General features: G+C 72.6%; 17 protein-coding genes. 11 read left to right on the top strand and 6 right to left on the bottom strand.

All coding sequences use genetic code 11. The features are described 5' to 3' along the window. Positions 1 to 12: 12 nt before the first annotated feature. Complete coding sequence (gene paaK / locus AC4OXY_RS09980) at positions 13 to 1317, bottom strand: phenylacetate--CoA ligase PaaK (protein ID WP_356031979.1); 1305 nt, start codon at positions 1315 to 1317, stop codon at positions 13 to 15. A gap of 160 nt (positions 1318 to 1477) precedes the next feature. Here paaK and AC4OXY_RS09975 point away from each other — a divergent pair, with 160 nt between their 5' ends. Both AC4OXY_RS09975 and AC4OXY_RS09970 read left to right on the top strand, forming a co-directional pair. Continuing rightward, positions 1478 to 2344 carry an alpha/beta fold hydrolase gene (locus tag AC4OXY_RS09975; RefSeq protein ID WP_491993709.1) on the top strand — a complete coding sequence of 289 codons (867 nt, stop codon included), beginning with the start codon at positions 1478 to 1480 and terminating at the stop codon, positions 2342 to 2344. A gap of 83 nt (positions 2345 to 2427) precedes the next feature. Further along, positions 2428 to 3147 carry an alpha/beta fold hydrolase gene (locus AC4OXY_RS09970; RefSeq protein ID WP_491994806.1) on the top strand — a complete coding sequence of 240 codons (720 nt, stop codon included), beginning with the start codon at positions 2428 to 2430 and terminating at the stop codon, positions 3145 to 3147. Here AC4OXY_RS09970 and AC4OXY_RS09965 read toward each other — a convergent pair. Together AC4OXY_RS09965 and AC4OXY_RS09960 are read right to left on the bottom strand one after the other, a co-directional pair. Then, complete coding sequence (locus tag AC4OXY_RS09965; RefSeq protein WP_491993708.1) at positions 3065 to 4744, bottom strand: alkaline phosphatase family protein; 1680 nt, start codon at positions 4742 to 4744, stop codon at positions 3065 to 3067. The two genes, AC4OXY_RS09970 and AC4OXY_RS09965, sit on opposite strands and share 83 nt — an antisense overlap. A 187-nt stretch (positions 4745 to 4931) precedes the next feature. After that, positions 4932 to 6548: an acyl-CoA synthetase gene (locus tag AC4OXY_RS09960; RefSeq protein ID WP_491993707.1), complete on the bottom strand. Its 1617-nt coding sequence runs from the start codon at positions 6546 to 6548 to the stop codon at positions 4932 to 4934. A gap of 157 nt (positions 6549 to 6705) precedes the next feature. Between AC4OXY_RS09960 and AC4OXY_RS09955 the strand changes: the two genes are divergently transcribed. The 7 genes from AC4OXY_RS09955 to AC4OXY_RS09925 all read left to right on the top strand — a co-directional run bounded on the left by AC4OXY_RS09955 (position 6706) and on the right by AC4OXY_RS09925 (position 12644). Then, positions 6706 to 7506, top strand: coding sequence for a crotonase/enoyl-CoA hydratase family protein (locus tag AC4OXY_RS09955; RefSeq protein ID WP_491993706.1), 801 nt, complete (start codon positions 6706 to 6708; stop codon positions 7504 to 7506). A 14-nt stretch (positions 7507 to 7520) separates the two neighbouring features. After that, entirely contained in the window at positions 7521 to 8462 is a 942-nt protein-coding gene (locus AC4OXY_RS09950; protein WP_491993705.1) for a Zn-ribbon domain-containing OB-fold protein, read from the top strand. Beyond that, complete coding sequence (locus AC4OXY_RS09945; protein WP_356031962.1) at positions 8459 to 9529, top strand: thiolase family protein; 1071 nt, start codon at positions 8459 to 8461, stop codon at positions 9527 to 9529. The genes AC4OXY_RS09950 and AC4OXY_RS09945 overlap by 4 nt, the downstream gene beginning before the upstream one ends. Beyond that, on the top strand, positions 9526 to 10692 hold the full coding sequence (locus tag AC4OXY_RS09940) for a thiolase family protein (protein WP_362820910.1): 1167 nt from the start codon (positions 9526 to 9528) through the stop codon (positions 10690 to 10692). The genes AC4OXY_RS09945 and AC4OXY_RS09940 overlap by 4 nt, the downstream gene beginning before the upstream one ends. 104 nt (positions 10693 to 10796) lie before the next feature. Continuing rightward, positions 10797 to 11039 (top strand): DUF397 domain-containing protein, encoded by a 243-nt coding sequence (locus AC4OXY_RS09935; protein ID WP_071385297.1) that lies wholly within the window; start codon positions 10797 to 10799, stop codon positions 11037 to 11039. A gap of 122 nt (positions 11040 to 11161) precedes the next feature. Further along, positions 11162 to 12064 (top strand): universal stress protein, encoded by a 903-nt coding sequence (locus AC4OXY_RS09930; protein WP_362820909.1) that lies wholly within the window; start codon positions 11162 to 11164, stop codon positions 12062 to 12064. A gap of 82 nt (positions 12065 to 12146) precedes the next feature. Then, positions 12147 to 12644, top strand: coding sequence for a hypothetical protein (locus AC4OXY_RS09925; protein ID WP_356031951.1), 498 nt, complete (start codon positions 12147 to 12149; stop codon positions 12642 to 12644). A 13-nt stretch (positions 12645 to 12657) separates the two neighbouring features. Here AC4OXY_RS09925 and AC4OXY_RS09920 read toward each other — a convergent pair whose 3' ends face one another. Further along, positions 12658 to 14631 carry an N-acetylmuramoyl-L-alanine amidase gene (locus AC4OXY_RS09920; protein ID WP_362820908.1) on the bottom strand — a complete coding sequence of 658 codons (1974 nt, stop codon included), beginning with the start codon at positions 14629 to 14631 and terminating at the stop codon, positions 12658 to 12660. 270 nt (positions 14632 to 14901) lie between these two features. Further along, a complete protein-coding gene (locus AC4OXY_RS09915; RefSeq protein WP_356032325.1) occupies positions 14902 to 16041 on the bottom strand; it encodes an aminoglycoside phosphotransferase family protein in 1140 nt (379 codons plus the stop codon). Between the two features lie 282 nt (positions 16042 to 16323). On the opposite strand from AC4OXY_RS09915, the gene AC4OXY_RS09910 reads away from it, so the two are divergent. Next, on the top strand, positions 16324 to 17814 hold the full coding sequence (locus tag AC4OXY_RS09910; protein ID WP_356032323.1) for a DNA-binding protein NsdB: 1491 nt from the start codon (positions 16324 to 16326) through the stop codon (positions 17812 to 17814). Between the two features lie 81 nt (positions 17815 to 17895). Here the strand turns inward: AC4OXY_RS09910 and AC4OXY_RS09905 are convergent, their stop codons facing one another. Continuing rightward, complete coding sequence (locus AC4OXY_RS09905) at positions 17896 to 19350, bottom strand: PP2C family protein-serine/threonine phosphatase (protein WP_362820907.1); 1455 nt, start codon at positions 19348 to 19350, stop codon at positions 17896 to 17898. A gap of 348 nt (positions 19351 to 19698) precedes the next feature. On the opposite strand from AC4OXY_RS09905, the gene AC4OXY_RS09900 reads away from it, so the two are divergent. Next, complete coding sequence (locus tag AC4OXY_RS09900; RefSeq protein WP_356032319.1) at positions 19699 to 20112, top strand: SsgA family sporulation/cell division regulator; 414 nt, start codon at positions 19699 to 19701, stop codon at positions 20110 to 20112. The last annotated feature ends 113 nt before the right edge of the window (positions 20113 to 20225 follow it).

Raw genomic sequence — 20225 nt, 5'->3', positions numbered from 1 at the left:
AGCCGAGGCCGGTCACCCCGCGTCCCGCGACCGCAGGTCCACGATCCGGCGGATCTTGCCCACCGACCGCTCCAGCGACTCCGGATCCACGATCTCCACGTCGACCGACACCCCGATGCCGTCCTTCACGGCCAGGGCGATGGACCGGGCCGCCGTCTCCCGGGAATGCGCCGGTGCGTCCGGGCGGGCCTCGGCGCGGACGGTCAGCCGGTCCAGGCGGCCCTCCCGGGTCAGCCGGAGCTGGAAGTGGGGCGCCACCCCCGGCGTGCGGAGCACGATCTCCTCGATCTGGGTCGGGAACAGGTTCACCCCGCGCAGGATCACCATGTCGTCGCTGCGCCCGGTGACCTTCTCCATCCGCCGGAAGACCCGCGCCGTGCCGGGCAGCAGCCGGGTCAGGTCCCGGGTCCGGTACCGGACGATCGGCATGGCCTCCTTCGTCAGCGAGGTGAACACCAGCTCGCCCCGCTCCCCGTCCGGCAGCACCTCGCCCGTGATCGGGTCGACCACCTCCGGATAGAAGTGGTCCTCCCACACGGTCAGCCCGTCCTTGGTCTCCACGCACTCCTGCGCCACGCCGGGGCCGATCACCTCCGAGAGCCCGTAGATGTCGACGGCGTCGATCGCGAAGCGTTCCTCGATCTCGCGCCGCATCTGCTCGGTCCAGGGCTCGGCCCCGAAGACGCCGACGCGCAGCGAGGTGGTGCGCGGGTCCACGCCCTGCCGCTCGAACTCGTCCAGCAGTGTCAGCATGTAGGACGGGGTCACCATGATCACGGCCGGTTTCAGGTCCCGGATGAGCTGCACCTGCCGGGCCGTCATCCCGCCGGAGGCCGGTACGACCGTACAGCCGAGGCGCTCCGCGCCGTAGTGGGCGCCCAGGCCGCCGGTGAAGAGCCCGTAGCCGTAGGCCACGTGCACGATGTCGCCGGGCCGCGCGCCTGCGGCGCGCAGCGAGCGTGCCACCATGTCGGCCCACATGGAGAGGTCGTCGTCCGTGTAGCCGACCACCGTGGGCAGCCCGGTGGTGCCGCTGGACGCGTGCAGTCGGCGGATCCGCTCCCTGGGCACGGCGAACATGCCGTACGGGTAGTGCTCCCTGAGGTCGGCCTTGGTCGTGAACGGGAAGCGGGCGAGGTCCGCGAGCGAGCGGCAGTCCTCGGGGTGTACGCCGGCCTTGTCGAAGGACTCCCGGTAGAACGGCACATGGTCGTAGGCGTGCCGCAGCGAGGCGCGCAGCCGCTCCAGCTGAAGTGCTCGCAGCTCGTCGAGCCCGAGCCGTTCGCCCGCGTCGAGCAGATCCGTCGCATTCGTCATCGGGACGTCTCCCTTGCCGACCGTACATTCCGGGCGACCGATCGTTCGGTCGACCTGTTCGGGGTCAGTAATTCAGGTCATGCGCTCCGAGGCAAGGGGTGCGAGGACTTTCCGCGGAAAGTTGTTGCCCCCGCTGCCGCGGACCGAAATGATCGTGCCCATGCCGACTTTCACGGCGACCGATGGCACCCGGCTCGCCTACCACCTGCGGGGCGCGGGCGAGCCCCTCGTCGTCCTGCCCGGTGGCCCCATGCGCGCCTCCGCCTACCTCGGTGACCTCGGCGGGCTGACCGCACACCGCCGGCTCGCCCTGCTCGACCTGCGCGGTACCGGGGACTCGGCTGCCCCGGCGGACCCGGCGACGTACCGCTGCGACCGCATGGTCGAGGACGTGGAGGCATGGCGCGCCCACCTGGGCCTGGAGCGCATGGATCTGCTCGCGCACTCGGCGGGCGCCGCCCTGGCGACGCTCTACGCGGCCCGTCACCCGCACCGGGTCGGACGGCTGCTGCTGATCACCCCCAACCCGTCCGTGCTCGGCCTGCGGACGACGCCCGAGGACCGGCTGGCCATGGCCCGGCTGCGCGCGGCCGAGCCGTGGTTCGCGCAGGCTTTCCCCGCGTTCCGGGCATGGCTGGCGGGCGAGGCGGACTTCGACGACGTGTTCCTGCCGTTCTTCTACGGCCGCTGGGACGACGCCGCCCAGGCGCACACGGACGCCGAGTCGGAGCAGACCAACGACGAGGCGGGTGAGCGGTACTTCGGCGCCGGCGCCTTCACCCCCGACGTGACCCGGGCCGCCCTCGCCCGCCTGACCGCACCGGTCCTCGTGCTCGCCGGGGAACTCGACGGCGGCCCCCGTCCCGACCTCGCCCGCCGGGCCGCCGAGGCCTTCCCGAAGGCCGAGTTCAGCGTCCAGCCCGGCGCCGGTCACTACCCCTGGCTGGACGATCCGGAGTGGTTCGCGGGCCGGCTGCTCGCCTTCCTCGACGGGCCCGTGGGCTCCGCTCTGCCCTCGGCAGAGTAGGCGGCCCGGGACCTGGCCGCCCGGCTAGCGTGCCGGGCGTGGACACCGCAGAGCCGTACCCCGCCGAGCCGCAGCCCACGGAGCTGCCCACCGCCGAACTGCCCACCGCCGACCTGCTCACCGTCGAGGCGAACGGCATCACCCTGGCCTGCCGGACCTGGGGTCCGCCCGAGGCCCCGCCCCTCCTGCTGCTGCACTGCCGCGGCGCGGACGGCGCCGACTGGACGCCCGTCGCCGAACGCCTCGCGGCACCTCCGGCTCCGCGCCGCGTGTACGCCCCGGACCTGCGCGGCCACGGACGCAGCGACTGGCCGGGGCAGTACACCTGGGAGGCGATGTCCGACGACGTGCGGGCCCTGCTGGCCGCCCTCGGTGCCGGGCGCGCGGACGTGGTGGGCCACTCGCTGGGCGGTCACGTCGCGTTGTTGCTGGCGCAGCGCCACCCCGGAGTCGTACGACGCCTGGTGCTGGAGGACGTCTGCGCACCGGTGCCGCTCGACCCGCCCAGGCCGCCCACCCCGCGGCCCGAGGGGGAGCTGCCGTTCGACTGGGTGATGGTGCGGGCCACCGACGAGCAGCGCAACGCACCCGATCCCGTGTGGCGGGACCGCATGGGCCGGATCACCATGCCCACGCTGGTCATCGCGGGCGGCCCCAGCAGCCACCTCCCGCAGGAGCAGGTGGCACAGCTCGCCGGCCTGATCCCGGACGCCCGGCTCGTCACCCTCGACGCGGGGCACCTGGTCCATGAGACCCGGCCGGAGGAGTTCCTGGCCGTGCTGGAGGAGTTCCTCGGCCGGTAGGCCGGGGCCCGTACGCGGTCAGGAAGCGGTCGCGGAAGCCGTCCATGGGCCAGACGGGGGCGTTCGTGGCGGGCTTCAGCCCCTGCGTCCAGCCCCAGCCGGAGATCCGGTCCAGCACCTTGGGATCGCGGGCGACGATCGTGACCGGCACGTCCTTGCGGGGGCTGTTCCCGGTGACCGTCGGCACGGGCTGGTGGTCGCCGAGGAAGACCAGGACGGTGTTCTCGTCGCCGTAGCGGCGGAGGAACTGGACGAGGCTGCGCAGCGCGTACGCGATCGAGGTGCGGTATGCGGTGCGCACGCTCTCCGGGGTCCGCCAGACCTCCTCCTCGGACCGGCCCGCACGCCTGACCGGCCGGAAGACCGAGCCGTCACCCAGGTTCTCCCAGTCGACCAGCCGCGGGACGGGAGCCCAGGGGTAGTGGCTGGAGGTGAGGATGATCTCCGCCATGAGCGGGCGGCGGCCCCGCCTGCCGAGCTCCGCGCGCCGGAAGGACTCCAGGGCGAACTGGTCCGGCACCTGCGACCAGCCGAAGTCCGGGCCGTGGTACGCGAGATGACGGCCGTCGTAGACATGGTCCAGGCCGAAGAACCGGCCCTCCGGCCAGGCCGTCAGCACACCCGGCACGATGCCGACCGTGCGCCAGGCACCGGCCCTGCGGAAGGAGCCGGTGAGGGTGGTGCGGTCGCTGGAGGTGAGGCTGCGGAAGCGCTGCTGGTTGCTGATCCACAGGCCGGACAGAAAGGTCGCGTGGGCGAGCCAGCTGCCGCCGCCGGTCACCGGCGAGCGCAGCCAGCCGCTGCGCGCACCGAAGCCGGCCGCCGCCAGGCTCGCCGAGCCCTCCTTGAGGACCGCGTCGATCTGCGGCGCCATCGCCGGGTCCTCGATCGCCGAACGGCCGTAGCTCTCGACGAAGGTGAGCAGTACGTCCTTGCCGCGCAGGCCTGTGAGCAGTCGGTCCGGCGGGGTGTGGGCGAAGGCGTCGACGGCGGCCTGGCGGCGGAAGAGCCGGGCGTCGGCGAGCGAGGTGCGGACCTGCCGGGCGCGGTCGCCGAGGAGGTCGGCATCGAGTGTGGCGGCGACGGGCTCGCCGGCGTTGTGCAGGCCGAACAGGACGCAGGTGACCCACGCGGTGCCGAGCACCAGGGTCCCGCGGACCGACCGGGCGCGGTGCCGGGCCAGCAGGGTGGTCAGCCGCAGGGTGGCGCGCGTCGTCAGGACGAGGACCGCGACCGCGAGCAGCACGGCACCGGCGATCGCGGCCAGCTCGCCGGACCGCCCGGACGTCTCGCGCAGATAGTCCGCCGCGTTGCCCAGCAGCCCCCAGTCCAGCACCAGGTCGAACGGGCGGAACAGTACCGAGTAGAAGCCGATGTCGAGGCACTTGAGCAGGGTGACCAGCCCGATCAGCACGCCGAGGGCCACCGCCCCGGCCCGCCGGGCCCGGCCGGGCACCACGAGCAGCAGGGCGGCGAGCAGGACGGCCTCGGCCGGCAGGCGCAGGAACGCGGCGGGGGCGAGCAGGTCGGGCCGGTCCGGCAGGAGGAGCGAGGTCAGCAGCAGGACGGCGGCGAGCACGGTCGTGCCGACGGTCACCCCCTGCCCGATCCGAGGATGCCGACGGCACCACGCGAGCCAGGAACGAGGCGTGGGGTGCGGCACCTCAGGATCCTTCCGTGCGCGGAACTCCTACGACCCGATGTCACCATGAGTCATCAAATGACGGTGTTCGGGCACACAGGGTAATCCTCTGGTGTCGCGGGCGGGGCGGGACACCCCGGGGTCACGGCCGGTCGGCCGCCACCGCCACCTCCCGTGCCCAGCGGTAGTCGGCCTTGCCGCTCGGGGAGCGCCGGATGGAGTCGGTGATCACCAGCTGGCGAGGGATCTTGTAGCCGGCCAGGCGGGCCCGGCAGTGGGTCTGGATGTCGGCCAGGGAGGGGAGCAATGCCCCCGTGCGCAGCTGCACCACGGCCGCCACATGGTTGCCCCACGTGGTGTCCGGCACCCCGGCGACGAGCGCGTCGTACACGTCCGGATGAGCCTTGAGCGCCTGCTCGACCTCCTCGGGGTAGACCTTCTCACCCCCGGTGTTGATGCACTGCGAGCCCCGGCCGAGCACGGTCACCACGCCGTCCGCGTCGACCGTCGCCATGTCGCCGAGCAGCACCCAGCGCTGTCCGTCCTTCTCGAAGAACGTCTCGGCCGTCTTGCGCGGGTCGTTGTAGTAGCCGAGCGGTACATGGCCGCACTGCGCGACCCGGCCGACCTCGCCCACCGCGACCGGCTCGTGCGTGGCCGGATCCACCACCTGCGTACGGGAGTTGACCCGGATGCGGAAGCCCCGCTCGGGCCCGGAGTCGTCCGTCGCGGTGCCGTTGAAGCCGGACTCGGAGGAGCCGAAGTTGTTCAGCAGCATGGCGTTCGGGACCAGCTCCCGGAACTGCCGGCGCACCGTCTCCGACATGATCGCGCCGGACGAGGACACGCTGAACAGGGCCGAGCAGTCGGTGCCCCTCAGCGGGCCGCCGAGCGCGTCGATCAGCGGCCGGAGCATCGCGTCGCCCACCAGCGACACGCTGGTGACCTTCTCCCGCTCGATCGTCCGCAGCACTTCCTCGGGCACGAACTTGCGGTGCACGACGACGCGTTGGCCGAAGTTGAAGCCGATGAACGCCGTCAGCGTCGAGGTGCCGTGCATCAGCGGGGGAGTGGGGAAGAACGTGATCCCGGTGCCGCCGGCCGCGACCCGCTCGGCCAGCTCCTCCGGCGCCTTCACCGGCTCCCCGGTCGGCGCCCCGCCGCCCAGCCCCGCGAAGAACAGGTCCTCCTGACGCCACATCACGCCCTTGGGCATCCCGGTCGTGCCGCCGGTGTAGATGATGAACTGGTCGTCCCCGGAGCGTGCCGGAAAGCCGCGTCGCGGCGACCCGGCGGCCTCCGCCCGCGTGAACGGCAGCGCGCCCGGCACCCCGCACGCGTCCGCTCCCACGCACAGCAGATGCCGCAGCCCCGGCGCCCGCGGCAGCGCCCCCGCCACCCGGTCCGCGAACTCCGCGTCGAAGACCAGCGCGACGAGGTCGGCGTCCCGGTAGAGGTACGCCAACTCCTCTTCCACGTAACGGTAGTTGACGTTGACCGGGACGACGCGCGCCTTCAGGCAGGCCAGCACCGTCTGGAGGTACTCGACGCCGTTGTAGAGGTGCAGGCCCAGGTGCTCCCCGGGGCGGATCCCGCTGTCGATCAGGTGATGGGCGATGCGGTTGGCGGCCGCGTCCAGCTCCGCGTAGGTCAGCCGGCGCTCCGCGCCGGTGCCGGGATGATCGACGTACACGAGCGCCTCGCGGTCCCCGGCCACGTCGACGACCGACTCGAACAGATCGGCAAGGTTGTACTCCACCGCTCCTCCTGACCGTCGCTTCGCCGGCCATCAGAGCAAAGGGCGGCGCAACTGTGAAGGGTCCGCGCCAATAAATCTGACTGTCTGTCAGAAAACCCTTGAAGTGCCTCCCCGCCTACTGCAACCTGTTCTCGTTCTCACCGAGGGGAGAAGGCCCATGGGCGGGACGGAACACCTCACCGTGCGGCGCGAGGGCGCCACACTGGTGCTCACACTCAACCGGCCCGACGCCCGGAACGCGCTCTCGCTTCCGATGCTCGTCGGCCTGTACGACGGCTGGGTCGAGGCCGACGCGGACGACGACATCCGCTCCATCGTGCTCACCGGCTCCGGCGGCTCCTTCTGTGCCGGCATGGACCTCAAGGCGCTCGCCGGGAAGGGGATGGCCGGCGAGCACTACCGCGACCGGCTGCGGGCCGACCCCGATCTGCACTGGAAGGCGATGCTGCGCCATCACCGCCCGCGCAAACCGGTGATCGCCGCCGTCGAGGGGTACTGCGTGGCGGGCGGCACCGAGATCCTCCAGGGCACCGACATCCGGGTCGCGGGCGCCTCCGCGACGTTCGGCCTGTTCGAGGTCCGGCGCGGACTGTTCCCGATCGGCGGCTCCACCGTCCGGCTCCAGCGCCAGATCCCGCGCACCCACGCCCTGGAGATGCTGCTCACCGGCCGGCCGTACACCGCCCGGGAAGCCGCGGACATCGGCCTGATCGGCCATGTCGTCCCCGACGGCACCGCCCTCGACAAGGCGCTGGAGATCGCCGAGCGGATCAACGCCTGCGGCCCGCTCGCCGTCGAGGCCGTCAAGGCGTCGGTGTACGAGACCGCCGAGCTGACGGAGACCGACGGCCTCGCGGCCGAACTCGCGCGCGGCTGGCCGGTCTTCGACACCGCCGACGCGAAGGAAGGCGCCCGCGCCTTCGCCGAGAAGCGGCCCCCCGTCTACAAGCGCGCCTGACCCGAGGAGTCACCGTGCCCGAAGCCCTCAAGGCCCCGCTCGTCGTCGAGTTCCCCTTCACCCGCTCCCTCGGCCCCGTCCAGAGCGCCTTCCTCACCGGCCTGCGCGAAGGCGTCGTCCTCGGCGTGCGGACCGCCGACGCACGCGTCCTCGTCCCGCCCGTCGAGTACGACCCGGTCACCGCCGAGGAGATCCGTGACCTTGTCGAGGTAGCCCCGACGGGAACCGTCACCACCTGGGCGTGGAACCACGAACCCCGCCGCGGCCAGCCCCTCGCCACCCCCTTCGCCTGGGTACTCGTCCGGCTCGACGGCGCCGACACCGCCCTCCTGCACGCCCTCGACGCCCCCGGCCCCGACGTCGTGCGCACCGGCATGCGGGTGCGCATCCGCTGGGCCCAGGAACGCACCGGCGCCATCACCGACATCGCCTGCTTCGAGCCGTACGCCGGAGAGGCCGGGCAACCGACGGGCCGCACCGGCGAGTTCACCGACCCGGTCACCGGGATCGTCACTCCCGCCCGCCTCGACTACACGTACGCGCCCGGCCGCGCCCAGTCCGACTACATCCACGCCCTGTCCGGCCGGCGGACCGTCGGCGAGCGCTGCCCCTCCTGCCGCAAGGTGTACGTCCCGCCCCGGGGCGCGTGTCCCACCTGCGGCATGGCGACCGACGAACACGTCGAGGTCGGGCCGCGCGGCACCGTGACCACCTTCTGCATCGTCAACATCAAGGCGAGGAACCTTCACATCGAGGTCCCCTACGTCTACGCCCACATCGCCCTCGACGGCGCCGACCTCGCCCTGCACGCCCGGATCGGCGGTATCCCCTACGACCAGGTGCGCATGGGCCTGCGCGTCGAGCCGGTGTGGACCGAGGGCGCCCGCTACCCCGACCACTACCGGCCCACCGGCGAGCCCGACGCGGACTACGAGACGTACAAGGAGCTGCTGTGACCAGCGAAGAGGCCCGAGCGGGCCGGGACATCGCCGTCGTCGCCTTCGCCCAGACCGACCACCGGCGCTCCACCGAGGAGTCCTCCGAGGTGGAGATGCTCATGCCGGTGCTGCACGAGGTGCTCGCGCGGACCGGCCTGAGGACCGCCGACATCGGCTTCACCTGCTCCGGCTCCAGCGACTATCTCGCCGGCCGTGCCTTCTCCTTCACCATGGCCCTGGACGGCGTCGGCGCCTGGCCGCCCCTCTCCGAGTCGCACGTCGAGATGGACGGCGCCTGGGCCCTGTACGAGGCCTGGACCAAGCTGCTCACCGGTGACGCCGACACCGCGCTCGTGTACTCCTACGGCAAGTCCTCACCCGGCTCCGTGCGCGACGTCCTGACCCGGCAGCTGGACCCGTACTACGTCGCCCCCCTGTGGCCCGACTCCGTCGCCCTGGCCGCCCTCCAGGCCCAGGCACTCCTGGACGCCGGCCACACCGACGAGCCCGCCCTCGCGGCCGTCGGCGCCCGCAGCCGGGCCGACGCGGCGGCCAACCCGCACGCCCAGCTCACCGGCCGGACACCCCAAGGGGACTACGTCGTACGGCCGTTGCGCACCGGCGACTGCCCGCCCGTCGGCGACGGCGCCGCCGCCGTGATCCTCGCGGCGGGGGAGCGAGCCCGCGAACTGTGCGCGCGGCCCGCCTGGATCCGGGGCATCGACCATCGCATCGAGGCCCATGGGCTCGGCGTGCGCGACCTCACCGACTCACCGTCCACGCGGCTCGCCGGCGAAAAGGCGGGCGCCTTCGAACGGCCCGTCGACACCGCGGAGTTGCACGCCCCGTTCAGCTCCCAGGAAGTGATCCTGCGCAGGGCGCTGCGCCTCGGCGACGACGTGCGCGTCAACCCCTCCGGCGGGGCGCTCGCCGCCAACCCCGTCATGGCCGCGGGACTCCTCCGCATCGGCGAGGCCGCCGCCCGCGTCCACCGCGGCGACTCCGACCGCGCGCTCGCCCACGCCACCTCCGGACCCTGCCTCCAGCAGAACCTGGTCGCCGTACTCGAAGGGGATCCACGATGAGCAAGGAGCCCGTGGCCGTCGTAGGCATCGGCCAGACCAGGCACGTGGCCGCCCGCCGGGACGTGTCGATCGCGGGACTCGTCCGCGAGGCCGCCCGACGCGCCCTGGACGACGCCGAGTTGACCTGGGCCGACATCGACGCCGTCGTCATCGGCAAGGCACCCGACTTCTTCGAGGGCCTGATGATGCCCGAGCTGTACCTCGCCGACGCGCTGGGCGCCGTGGGCAAGCCGATGCTGCGGGTGCACACGGCCGGTTCGGTCGGCGGATCGACGGCACTGGTCGCCGCCAACCTGGTCGCCGCCCGCGTCCACGGCACCGTGCTGACCCTGGCCTTCGAGAAACAGTCCGAGTCCAACGCCATGTGGGGCCTGTCCCTGCCCGTCCCCTTCCAGCAGCCCCTGCTCGCGGGGGCGGGCGGCTTCTTCGCCCCGCACGTGCGCGCGTACATGCGGCGCAGCGGCGCCCCCGACACCATCGGCGCCCTCGTCGCCTACAAGGACCGGCGCAACGCCCTGAAGAACCCCTACGCCCACCTCCACGAGCACGGCATCACCCTGGAGAAGGTGCTGGCCTCACCCATGCTGTGGGACCCCATCCGCTACTCCGAGACGTGCCCCTCCTCCGACGGCGCCTGCGCCATGGTCCTCACCGACCGCGCCGGAGCCGCCCGCGCGCCCCGGCCGCCCGCCTGGCTGCTCGGCGGCGCCATGCGCAGCGAACCCACCCTGTTCGCCGGGAAGGACTTCGTCTCCCCGCGGGCCGGCCGGGACTGCGCCGCCGACGTCTACCGGCAGGCCGGCATCGCCGACCCGCGCCGGGACATCGACGCCGTCGAGATGTACGTGCCGTTCTCCTGGTACGAACCCATGTGGCTGGAGAACCTGGGCTTCGCCGAGGAGGGCGGCGGCTGGAAGCTCACCGAGTCCGGGGTGACCGAACTCGACGGCGACCTGCCCGTCAACATGTCGGGCGGCGTGCTGTCCGCCAACCCCATCGGCGCCTCCGGCATGATCCGCTTCGCCGAGGCCGCGCTCCAGGTACGCGGCCGGGCCGGGGAACACCAGGTGGACGGCGCCCGCAAGGTCCTCGGGCACGCCTACGGCGGCGGTTCGCAGTTCTTCTCCATGTGGCTGGTGGGATCCGAGCCGCCCGACGCCTGACCGGCCGGCCGGCGAGCCGCCAAAGTCCTTCCCAGGTGGCCTGTCGGCAGTCGGGACCGGTCGCTAGGCTGAGCCGCGGACGACGAACCGGGAGGAGCACGGACGTGGCCGAGACCACCATCCAGCAGCAGCCGCTCGCGGGCTGGGACAAGCCGGACCTGGACCTCAGCAGCGCCGAATGGCAGTCCAGCAGCCGGGGTCTGGGCGATGTCCAGATCGCGTTTGTCGAGGGCTTCATCGCGATGCGCAACAGCGGTCGCCCGGAGAGCCCCTCCCTGATCTTCACACCCGCCGAATGGGGCGCCTTCGTCTCCGGCGCGCGCGAAGGGGAGTTCGACCTGACCTGAGCCGCGCCCGGAGGCATTCCGGGCGGGATTTCCGGACACGCGACCAGCAGCGCCCCGCCGGGGCCGACCCTGCGTCAGGCTGGCCCCAGCAAGGGGAAGGTCGTGTTCCGGAGGTGAGAACGATGAGCACTGCGCCGGTCATCGCCGCGGTCGACGGTTCGGACGACAGCCTGCGCGCGCTGGACTGGGCCGTCGACGCCGCCCGGCGCCGCGCGGCACCGCTGCGGGTGGTGCACGTACGGCAGTACGCCGCCTGGGGCCAGGCCGACGTGCTGGTCGCCGGTCCGCCCGACACGGAGGGCGACCCGGTCCTCGACGAGGTCCGCGCCCGGCTCGCGGACAGCGCCGGGAACCTCGCCGTGGAGTACGTCGCCCTGGAAGGCGTGCCGGGCGCGGTGCTGCCCGAACTCGGCACCGACGCCCAGCTGTTGGTCCTCGGCTCCCGGGGCCGCGGCGGCTTCGCCAGCCTGCTGCTCGGCTCCAACGGCCTCGCCGCCGCGCGGGACTCCGAGTGCCCGGTGGTCGTCGTGCCCCGCCCCGGCCGGGAGGTCCACGGCGAGGGCCCGGCCGAACCCGGGCCGCGCGTGGTCGTGGGCCTGCACGTCGACAGCCCCGACGACCGCACGCTCGCGTTCGCCTTCGCCGAGGCCGCCCTGCGCGCGGCCCGCGTCCAGGTGATCGCCGCCTACCCGTGGCCGGTGCAGACGTGGACCGCGCCCGGACAGCTGGTGCCGCCCGCGATCGACCAGGTCGCCGTCGAGGGCGAGACCCGCACGCTCGCCGAGGGCTTCCTCGCCCCGCACCACGGGCGGCACCCCGAGGTCCGCGTCGCCACCGAGGCGCTGCCCGGCGACGCGGCCGGCCACCTCGTCGCCGCCTCCAGGGACGCCGACCTGGTGGTGGTCGGCCGCCACCGCCGCCGCCTGCTCGCGCCCGCGCGCATGATGGGCTCGGTCACCCAGGCAGTCCTGCTCCACGCGGCCAGCCCGATCGCGGTCGTACCGCCGGGGCCGCCGCAGGAGTGAGGCGCGCCATCGCGCCCTGGGGGACCTGCCGGCACCCGGTGCCCAGGTCACCCCCTGCGGCCCGGACACGTACCATGGCCGCATGTCGTTCCTCCGCCGCCGCAGCGCCACTCCTGCCGGACCCGACTTCGACGTGCTGGCCATGGACCCGGGCGACTGGCCGGGCAATCTCGGCGCGGGTCTGCTGCCCGCCCCCGACGGCACCTGCCAGGGTGTCTTCCTGCGCTACGACCTCTTCGGCGGCCGCGGCCCCGCGATGATCATCGGCAACCTCCCCGAGGGCTCCCCGGCCCGCGAGGTCGCCGAGGACGAGATCCCCTTCGAGGTGGGCCAGCTGCTGCTCGCGCTGGACAACGACGAGGACGTCACCGTCGTCGGCACCGAGGACACCCCCGTCCTCCAGGGCGACAACCTCCTCATCGTGCGGCGGCTGAAGCTCTCCGAGAGCCGGATCTCCTGCGTCCAGTTCGACCGCAGCGACGGCGTGCTCGTGACCATCGCCGCCTGGGACCGCCCCATCACCGACGACCTGTACGCCCTGCTGAAGCCGCTCCCGGCGGAGCTTTTCCAGCAGGGCTGAGGCACCGCGGCCCCTAGTCGGCCGAGCCCTCCAGGGTGACGTCCGCGGCACGGACGTAGCCGACCCGGTGGCCGTACTGGATCTCGTAGTACAGGTCCTTGCCCACCACGACCCGGTGCGCGTCGGTGGTGAAGGTGACCGAGTAGTCGTACTCGCCCGGTACCGCGTCACCGGCCACGTACCGCTGCCCGGCCGGAATCGTGTACGGCAGGGGTACGACCGACTGGACGGGGACGCCCGTCGGATAGGCCTCCTTCTCCGGGTAGGCGCGGCCGTACACCGGGACGCTTGCGAGCCCGTTCTTCGGCGTCACCAGCAGGGCCTTGGCCGGGACCGCCGTGGGCTCCTGCGGCGGGTTGCGGAACCAGGCCTTCTGGCCCAGGTACCAGATCGCCGTCCAGTCGCCCCAGCGGCCCGCGACCGCGTACTGCTGGCCGGTGGAGACCCGCGAGGACACGTCGTTGACATCGATGGTCGGGTCCTTGCCCAGGCCGATGTCCTTGATCAGCGGGGCGCCGGTGTCGTGGTCCGCGTACAGCCGCACCTCGCCGGAGCCGTGCGCGGCACAGGGCTCGCCCGACGTGGTGCAGCCCGTGTACTCCGGCTGGTTCACGGCGTACTCCGGCAGGATGGTCACCACGCCCGACTTCCTGCCCGCCGTGCGCTTGAAGGGGTGGCCCAGCAGTTCGAAGTAGTGCCGCCAGTCCCAGTACGGACCCGGGTCCGTGTGCATACCGGGGATGGTGGACGTGGTCGGGCCGGGCACGTTCTCGTGGCCCAGGATGTGCTCGCGGTCCAGCGGGATGCCGTACGTGCGGGCCAGGTACTTCACCAGCCTGGCCGAGGAGCGGTACATCGCCTCCGTGTACCAGGCGTCCGGATCGGCGAGGAAACCTTCGTGCTCGATGCCGATCGAGGCGGCGTTGATGTACCAGTTGCCCGCGTGCCACGCCACGTCCTTCGCCCTCACATGCTGGGCGATCAGACCGTCGGTGGAGCGGACCGTGTAGTTCCACGACACGTAGGTCGGGTCCTGGATCAGGTTCAGCACCCCGTTCCAGGTGCCCTCCGTGTCATGGATGACGATGTACCGGATGCGCTGCGACGCCGGCCGGTCGCCGAGGTCGTGGTTGCCGTAGTCGTTGTTGCCGAACTGGGCGTACGGCGCCCAGACCGCCTCGCAGGACACCGACTTCGGGCACTCGATGCCGTCCGTGGGCAGCGTGCGCAGGCCGGCCCGCTTCAGCTGGGCGGTGTCGGCGGACAGCCGCGGCTCGGCCGCCAGCACGACCTGCTGGCCGTCGTCCGTGGTGCGCTCCTCGCCCGAACGCAGCACGTCGTACACGTCGTTGGCGTACGCCGCCGCGGTCGCCGTGTCGTCCGCGCCGGAGAAGCGGGCCACCGCGGCGTACCAGTCGGCCGGGTCGGTGCTCAGCGGTTCGCCGAGCTGCTTCTGCGCGGCGGCGAGCAGCGCGGCCCCGCCGGCCACGTTCGCCGCCGGGTCGGTGCGCAGCTCCTCGGCGGACCGGCCCGTCAGCTGCGCCGCCTTCGGCAGCGTCTTCAGCCGGGCCGGGACCTGCGAGGCGGCCGGCACCTTGGCGGCGGGACGGACGGCCGGGCGGGATCCGTCGCCGCGGGCGTCCTCCGCGCCCTCGGCATGGTGCTCCGTGGTGGCCAACGCGGTCCGGGCGTCGGTCAGGTGCATGGGGCCGTAGCCGCCGGTCACGCTCGGCGCGCCGCCGTGCCAGTCCCAGCGGGACTGGAGGTAGGAGACGGCCAGCAGAACGCTCTGCGGCACGTGGTACTCGGCCGCGGCGCCGGCGAAGGCCTGCTGAAGCCGGTCCGCGGACGAGCCGGAGGCGGTGCTCTGCGCGGGGGCCGCGCCGAGCAGCGGCAGCAGCAGCGCCGCCGAGGCGAGCGGAACGGCAGCCCGCCGTAGATGTCTGTGGCCGGGAGTGGACAGGGAATCGGTGGCGGAACCTCGCAATGCGGCCTCCTGTGACAGGCGGGCGTGCAGGGTCGTACGACGCCGGGCTCGGTCAGTGGTACCGGCTTGCCGACGATCCGTCAATGATGCATTCGGGCCGCTGATTTCCCCTGCCACAAGGGGGTTTCGGCGAGTTTCGCCACGGCGGGGCACGGGCCTGCGGGGCGTCACTGGCATACACCAGTGGTGGCCCGTGGCGGATGGTGCGCCCGGACGCACGAAGGTCCGCGGTGCGCCGCCGCTCTGGCGCACCGCGGACCTTCGTGCCCGTCAGCGAGTGCCGACCGCCGCTCGGACGGCCTTGCGGGCCAGCTGACAGTCGTCGTGCAGCCGCCGGAGCAGCAGCCGCTGTTCCTCGCCGGACGGCGCGGCACCCGGCTGGGCCGGGGCCGCCGGAGCGGTGTCCTGCATCGAGCGCTGCACCGCGGTCTCGTACGTCCGGATCTCCCGGGTGAGCAGCAGCATCAGGTTCACCAGGAAGGCGTCCCGGGAGGCCGGGCCCGCCGACTGGGCGATCTGGCTGATCTGCCGCCGGGCCACCGGCGCGTCCCCGAGGACCAGCCACAGCGTCGCCAGGTCGTACCCCGGCAGGTACCAGCCCGCGTGCTCCCAGTCCACCAGCACTGGACCGGCCGGTGACAGCAGGATGTTCGACAGCAGGGCGTCGCCGTGGTTGAACTGGAGCATGCCGTGCCGGCCGACCTCGTGGGCGATGCCGTGCAGCAGCTTCTGGAGGTCGCCGAGGTCCCGGTCGGTGAGCAGGCCCAGCTCGTGGAACCGGGCGATCCGGGCGCCGTACTCCAGCGGCTTATCGAACGTACCCGCGGGGGGCCGCCAGGCGTTCACCCGGCAGATCGCGCCCAGCGCGGCCCGGATGTCCGGGCGGGGCGGCGCCTCCACCGGATGCCGCTGGAGCGCCGCCACCCGGCCCGGCATCCGCTCGATCACCAGGGTGCAGTTGTCCGGATCCGCCGCGATCAGCCGGGGCACACGGACCGGGGGCCGGTGCCGGACGAACGAGCGGTATGCGGCTATTTCATGACGGATCCGCTCGGCCCAGGCGGGTGAGCGGTCCAGCAGGCACTTGGCCACGGCCGTACTGCGCCCGGTCGTCCCGACGATCAGGACGGACCGCCCGCTGCGCCGCAGCACCTGCACCGGAGCGAACTCCGGGCAGATCCGGTGCACCGAGGCGATGGCGGCGCGCAGCTGGGCCCCCTGGGGACCGGACAAGTCGAGTCTCCCGCTGAGCGGTGGCGTGCCGGGCTGGCCCGGTACGCGCCGCAGCCGGCCCGCGACCGGGACGGGTCCGCCCGGACGCGCCACCGGGTCGAGGTACGGCCCGCCGCCCGCCGGGCGGGAGCGCAGCGGCCGGGGCGGGGCGGACACGGAGGACGATGCTGCGTACATGGGAGAAACAGATCCCTTCGTGTGCCTGCGGTGCCTGCCTGTGCAAGTCCTTGCGCGCAACCCGGCCCGGTCGCCCGAGGCACCCTGGGGAATGCCCCTGTCATATTGACGTCCGTCGACTCTCGCCGACTTGGGGTGACCGGGTCGGGGTGGCGCATTCCTACCTGACACCCGATGGGCAGTGGCACACCATCTGGCGCACCCTGGCGAACCGTGGCGAATAGTCGCTCGGCAACCTCCACCGGGCTACTGTCAAGTCAGCCGAGAACCTGGGGGCTTGAAGTGAGCGGACAACCCAACACCCGCCTTTCGGACCTGTTCGGCCTGGCCGGCTGGTCCAAGGGCGAACTCGCGAGGCTGGTCAACAAGCAGGCGGCGGCCATGGGCCACCCCCAGTTGTCGACCGACACCTCCCGGGTGCGGCGTTGGATCGACATGGGAGAGATCCCGCGCGATCCGGTGCCGCGGGTGCTGGCGGCCCTGTTCACCGAGCGTCTCGGCCGTGTCGTGACCATCGAGGACCTCGGTCTGGTGCGGCACGGGCGTAACGGGAAACGGCAGGACGGCGGGATCGAGGAACATCCCGACGGCGTGCCGTGGGCGCCCGAACGCACGGCCGCGGTCCTCACCGAATTCACGGGAATGGACCTCATGCTCAACCGACGCGGCTTGGTGGGCGCGGGTGCCGCGCTCGCCGCGGGATCCACACTCAGCAGCTCCATGCACGACTGGCTGCACACCGACCCGGCCCTGAAGGCCGACGCCCCCGTCCTCGACGACCCCCTGCACGCCGACCCCGCTGGGTTCGACCGCTACGAGGCCGCCCCCATCGGATCGCAGGAGGTGGAGGAGCTGGAGCGCTCGGTCGAGGTGTTCCGTGCCTGGGACGCGGCCCGCGGCGGCGGGCTTCAGCGCAAGGCGGTCGTGGGCCAGCTCAACGAGGTGGGCGGCATGCTCGCCTACCACCATCCACCCCATCTCCAGCGCCGCCTGTGGGGCGTCGCGGCCAACCTCGCCGTCCTCGCGGGCTGGATGTCGCACGACGTCGGCCTGGAGCCCACGGCGCAGAAGTACTTCGTCATCGCCGCCCATGCCGCCCGCGAGGGCGGCGACCGCCCCCGCGCGGGGGAGGCCCTGTCCCGGGCGGCCCGGCAGATGGTGCACCTGGGCCGGCCCGACGACGCCCTGGACCTGATGAAGCTCGCCCAGACCGGCTCCGGAGACCGTCTCCAGCCGCGTACGAAGGCGATGTTCCACACCATCGAGGCCTGGGCGCAGGCCTCGATGGGCAAGGGCCAGGCGATGCGCCGCACGCTCGGTCAGGCGGAGGACCTCTTCGTCGCCGACCGGCAGGACGTGGAAACGCCGGACTGGATGCAGACCTTCAAGGACGAGGACCTGTACGGCATGCAGGCCCTCGCCTACCGCACGCTGGCGGACTTCGACCCGAGTGCGGCCGCGCACGCCCAGTACTACGCGGAGAAGGCGCTCGCCCTGCGCGTCGACGGGCGGGAGCGGTCGAAGATCTTCGACCATCTCTCCATGGCGTCGGCCTGCTTCATCGCCGACGATCCGGAACAGGCCGACCGCTTCGCCCGGCTGGCCCTGATGTCGATGGGGTCGAACTCCTCGCGTCGCACCTGGGACCGGCTGCGCCAGATGTACCAGCTCACCGCCCAGTACGCCGAGTACCCGAAGATCCACCAACTGCGGGAGGAGATCAGGAGCGCCCTGCCCAGGCCGAGGGCCAAGGGCAGCAGCGCCGAGGCGTGAGCGCACGGGCACAGGGAGCCCGCGCGCACAGTTCCCTTACCGGTTACAGCGGTTGTACCGGTTGATTCGACATACCCGGGTTCACGCGGTGATTCTGGCGACGAGCACGCACGCGTCGTCCTCGCGCCCGGCTCCGCCGAACTCCTCGACCACCGTCCGCACACAGTCCTGCGCGGTGCACGCCGCGCCGAACCGTGGGCCGAGGGCGAGCAGCCGGTCCACGGCCGCCGTCGTGGTCTGCCCCGGTACCAGCCCGTCGGTGTGCAGCAGCAGGACGTCGCCCGGCCGCAGAGCCTCCTCGGCCTGCCCGTAGACGGCACCCGAGGTCGCGCCGAGCAGTACGCCGTCCGGCGCGGTCAGCATCCGCCCCGTCCCGCCGCGGTACAGCAGCGGGGCGGGGTGTCCTGCCTGTGCCCAGACCAGGGTGCGGGTCTTCGGCCGGTAGCGGCAGCAGACGGCGCTGCCCAGGGCGGGCTGCACGGTGGCGTCCAGTAACTGGTTGAGCATGCCGAGGAGTTCACCCGGACCGGTGCCGGCCAGCGCCATGCCGCGCACGGCGCCGAGCAGCATCGCCATGCCCGAGGCGACGGCGACCCCGTGTCCGGTGAGGTCGCCGACGCTGAGCAGGGTCTCGCCGCCGGGCAGGTCCAGCGCGTCGTACCAGTCGGCGCCGATCAGGGTGCTCGCCGCCGCGGGGAGGCGCTGGGCGGCGAGGTCGAGGGGGCTCGGTCCCGGGGGCGGCAGCCGCAGGGAGCCGAGCCAGGGCGGCAGCACGGCCTGTTGCACCTCGGCGGCGATCCGGTGCTCGGTCTGTTCCTGCGTGCGCCGACGGTGCAGCGAGTCACGGGTCTCGCGCACCGTCCGCTGGGTGCGGCGCAGTTCGCTGACGTCGCGCAGCACGGCCCACATCGAGGCGGTGCCGCCGTCGGCGCCGAGCACGGGCTCGCCCATCATGTGCACCGTGCGTTCCGAGCCGTCGGGCCGGGCGATGCGGAACTCGCCGTCGATCGGCCTGCCGTCGACCAGGCAGCCCGTCACCATCCCGGTCAGCTTCGGCCGGTCCTCCTCCAGGACCAGCGAGGGCAGCTCGTCCAGGGTGAGGGCGGGGTCGGCCGGATCGCGGCCGAGGATCTGGTAGAGCTCGCCGGACCAGGTCGCCTCGTCGGTCAGCAGGTTCCACTCCGCGCTGCCGACCCGGCTGAGCAGCGATCCGTGCGGGAGGTCGGACGGGGCCGTGCGCGGCCCGGACTCTGCGCCGGGCCGGGCCGGGGCGGGCTCGGCGGAAGCGGACGGCGCGGGGTCCGGGCCGTCCCGGAGCTGCGCCAAGTGGGCGTCCAGATCGTCCAGTTGGTGCAGGGCGAGGTCGTACAGAGCGCGCTGCCAGCGTTCCTCGGGGTCCGCGCCGTCGGTCCGGGTGTCCCGCCGTACGGCGTCCACGTCGCCCTTGAGTCGCCGCGTCTGCGTGATCAGCGCCTCGACCGAGCCGCGCCCGGGGGGCTGGGCGGCTGGGCGGCCCGCGGAGACTGGGGACGGCATGACGCACTCCGAAGGGGGACGATACGACCAGGGCAGGACGGGGGACCGCTACGACTGTGGCACAGCCCGCGACGCCCTGTAAGGGATTTGGCAACACACGATACGGTGGTGCTTCCGGCATATGCCAGAGTCTTCCCGGAGTGATTCGCGGATACGAATGACGTACGCGTCGGACAGGGCAAGTCGTAGGAGTCCTACGAGAGTTGACCCGTGTGGGCGATCTTCGTGTCGCGCTCACGCGTGTGTTCGACGCTCCTGTGTTCGTCTGCCTGGCCGAGCGGCCTGTACTCATCGAACTCTGACCGGATTTGGCGGCATGCGAAGGGCCCCCGCGCACTCCATATAAACATGGAGACCACTGTCGAACAGCCCGTGCTCGCCCGGCTCATCACGGCCGAGGATCAGGAGATCCCGGTGTCGGCCACCCTGCGGTACACCGCCGACGATCCGCTGGCCGTCTTCGTCGACTTCCCCGCCGAGGCGTCCCTGGAGGGCGAGGACGTCACCTGGACCTTCGCGCGCTCCCTGCTCGACGACGGGCTGCGCGCCCCGGCTGGTCACGGGGACGTACAGATCTGGCCGTACGGCCGCACCCGGACGGTGCTGGAGTTCCACTCGCCCCACGGGATGGCCCTGCTCCAGTTCCAGACCCCGGCCCTGCGCCGGTTCCTGCTGCGGACCTACGCGGCGGTGGCGCCCGGGCAGGAGGACGTGGCGCGGGTGGTGGAACGGGGACTGAGTGCTCTGTTCGGCGGGGTGTGAGCGACGCCTACGTCTTTTGACTTTTGTTCACCTCCGCCTCACCGCACGGGTATGGACCCTGACGATCACTCCGTGCACCCTGTCGCGCGGTGTGCCGCACGGGCGCACCGGTG

It is taken from the genome of Streptomyces sp. HUAS MG56 (genome assembly GCF_058673395.1).
This window is presented reverse-complemented; position numbering and strand designations above follow the sequence as displayed.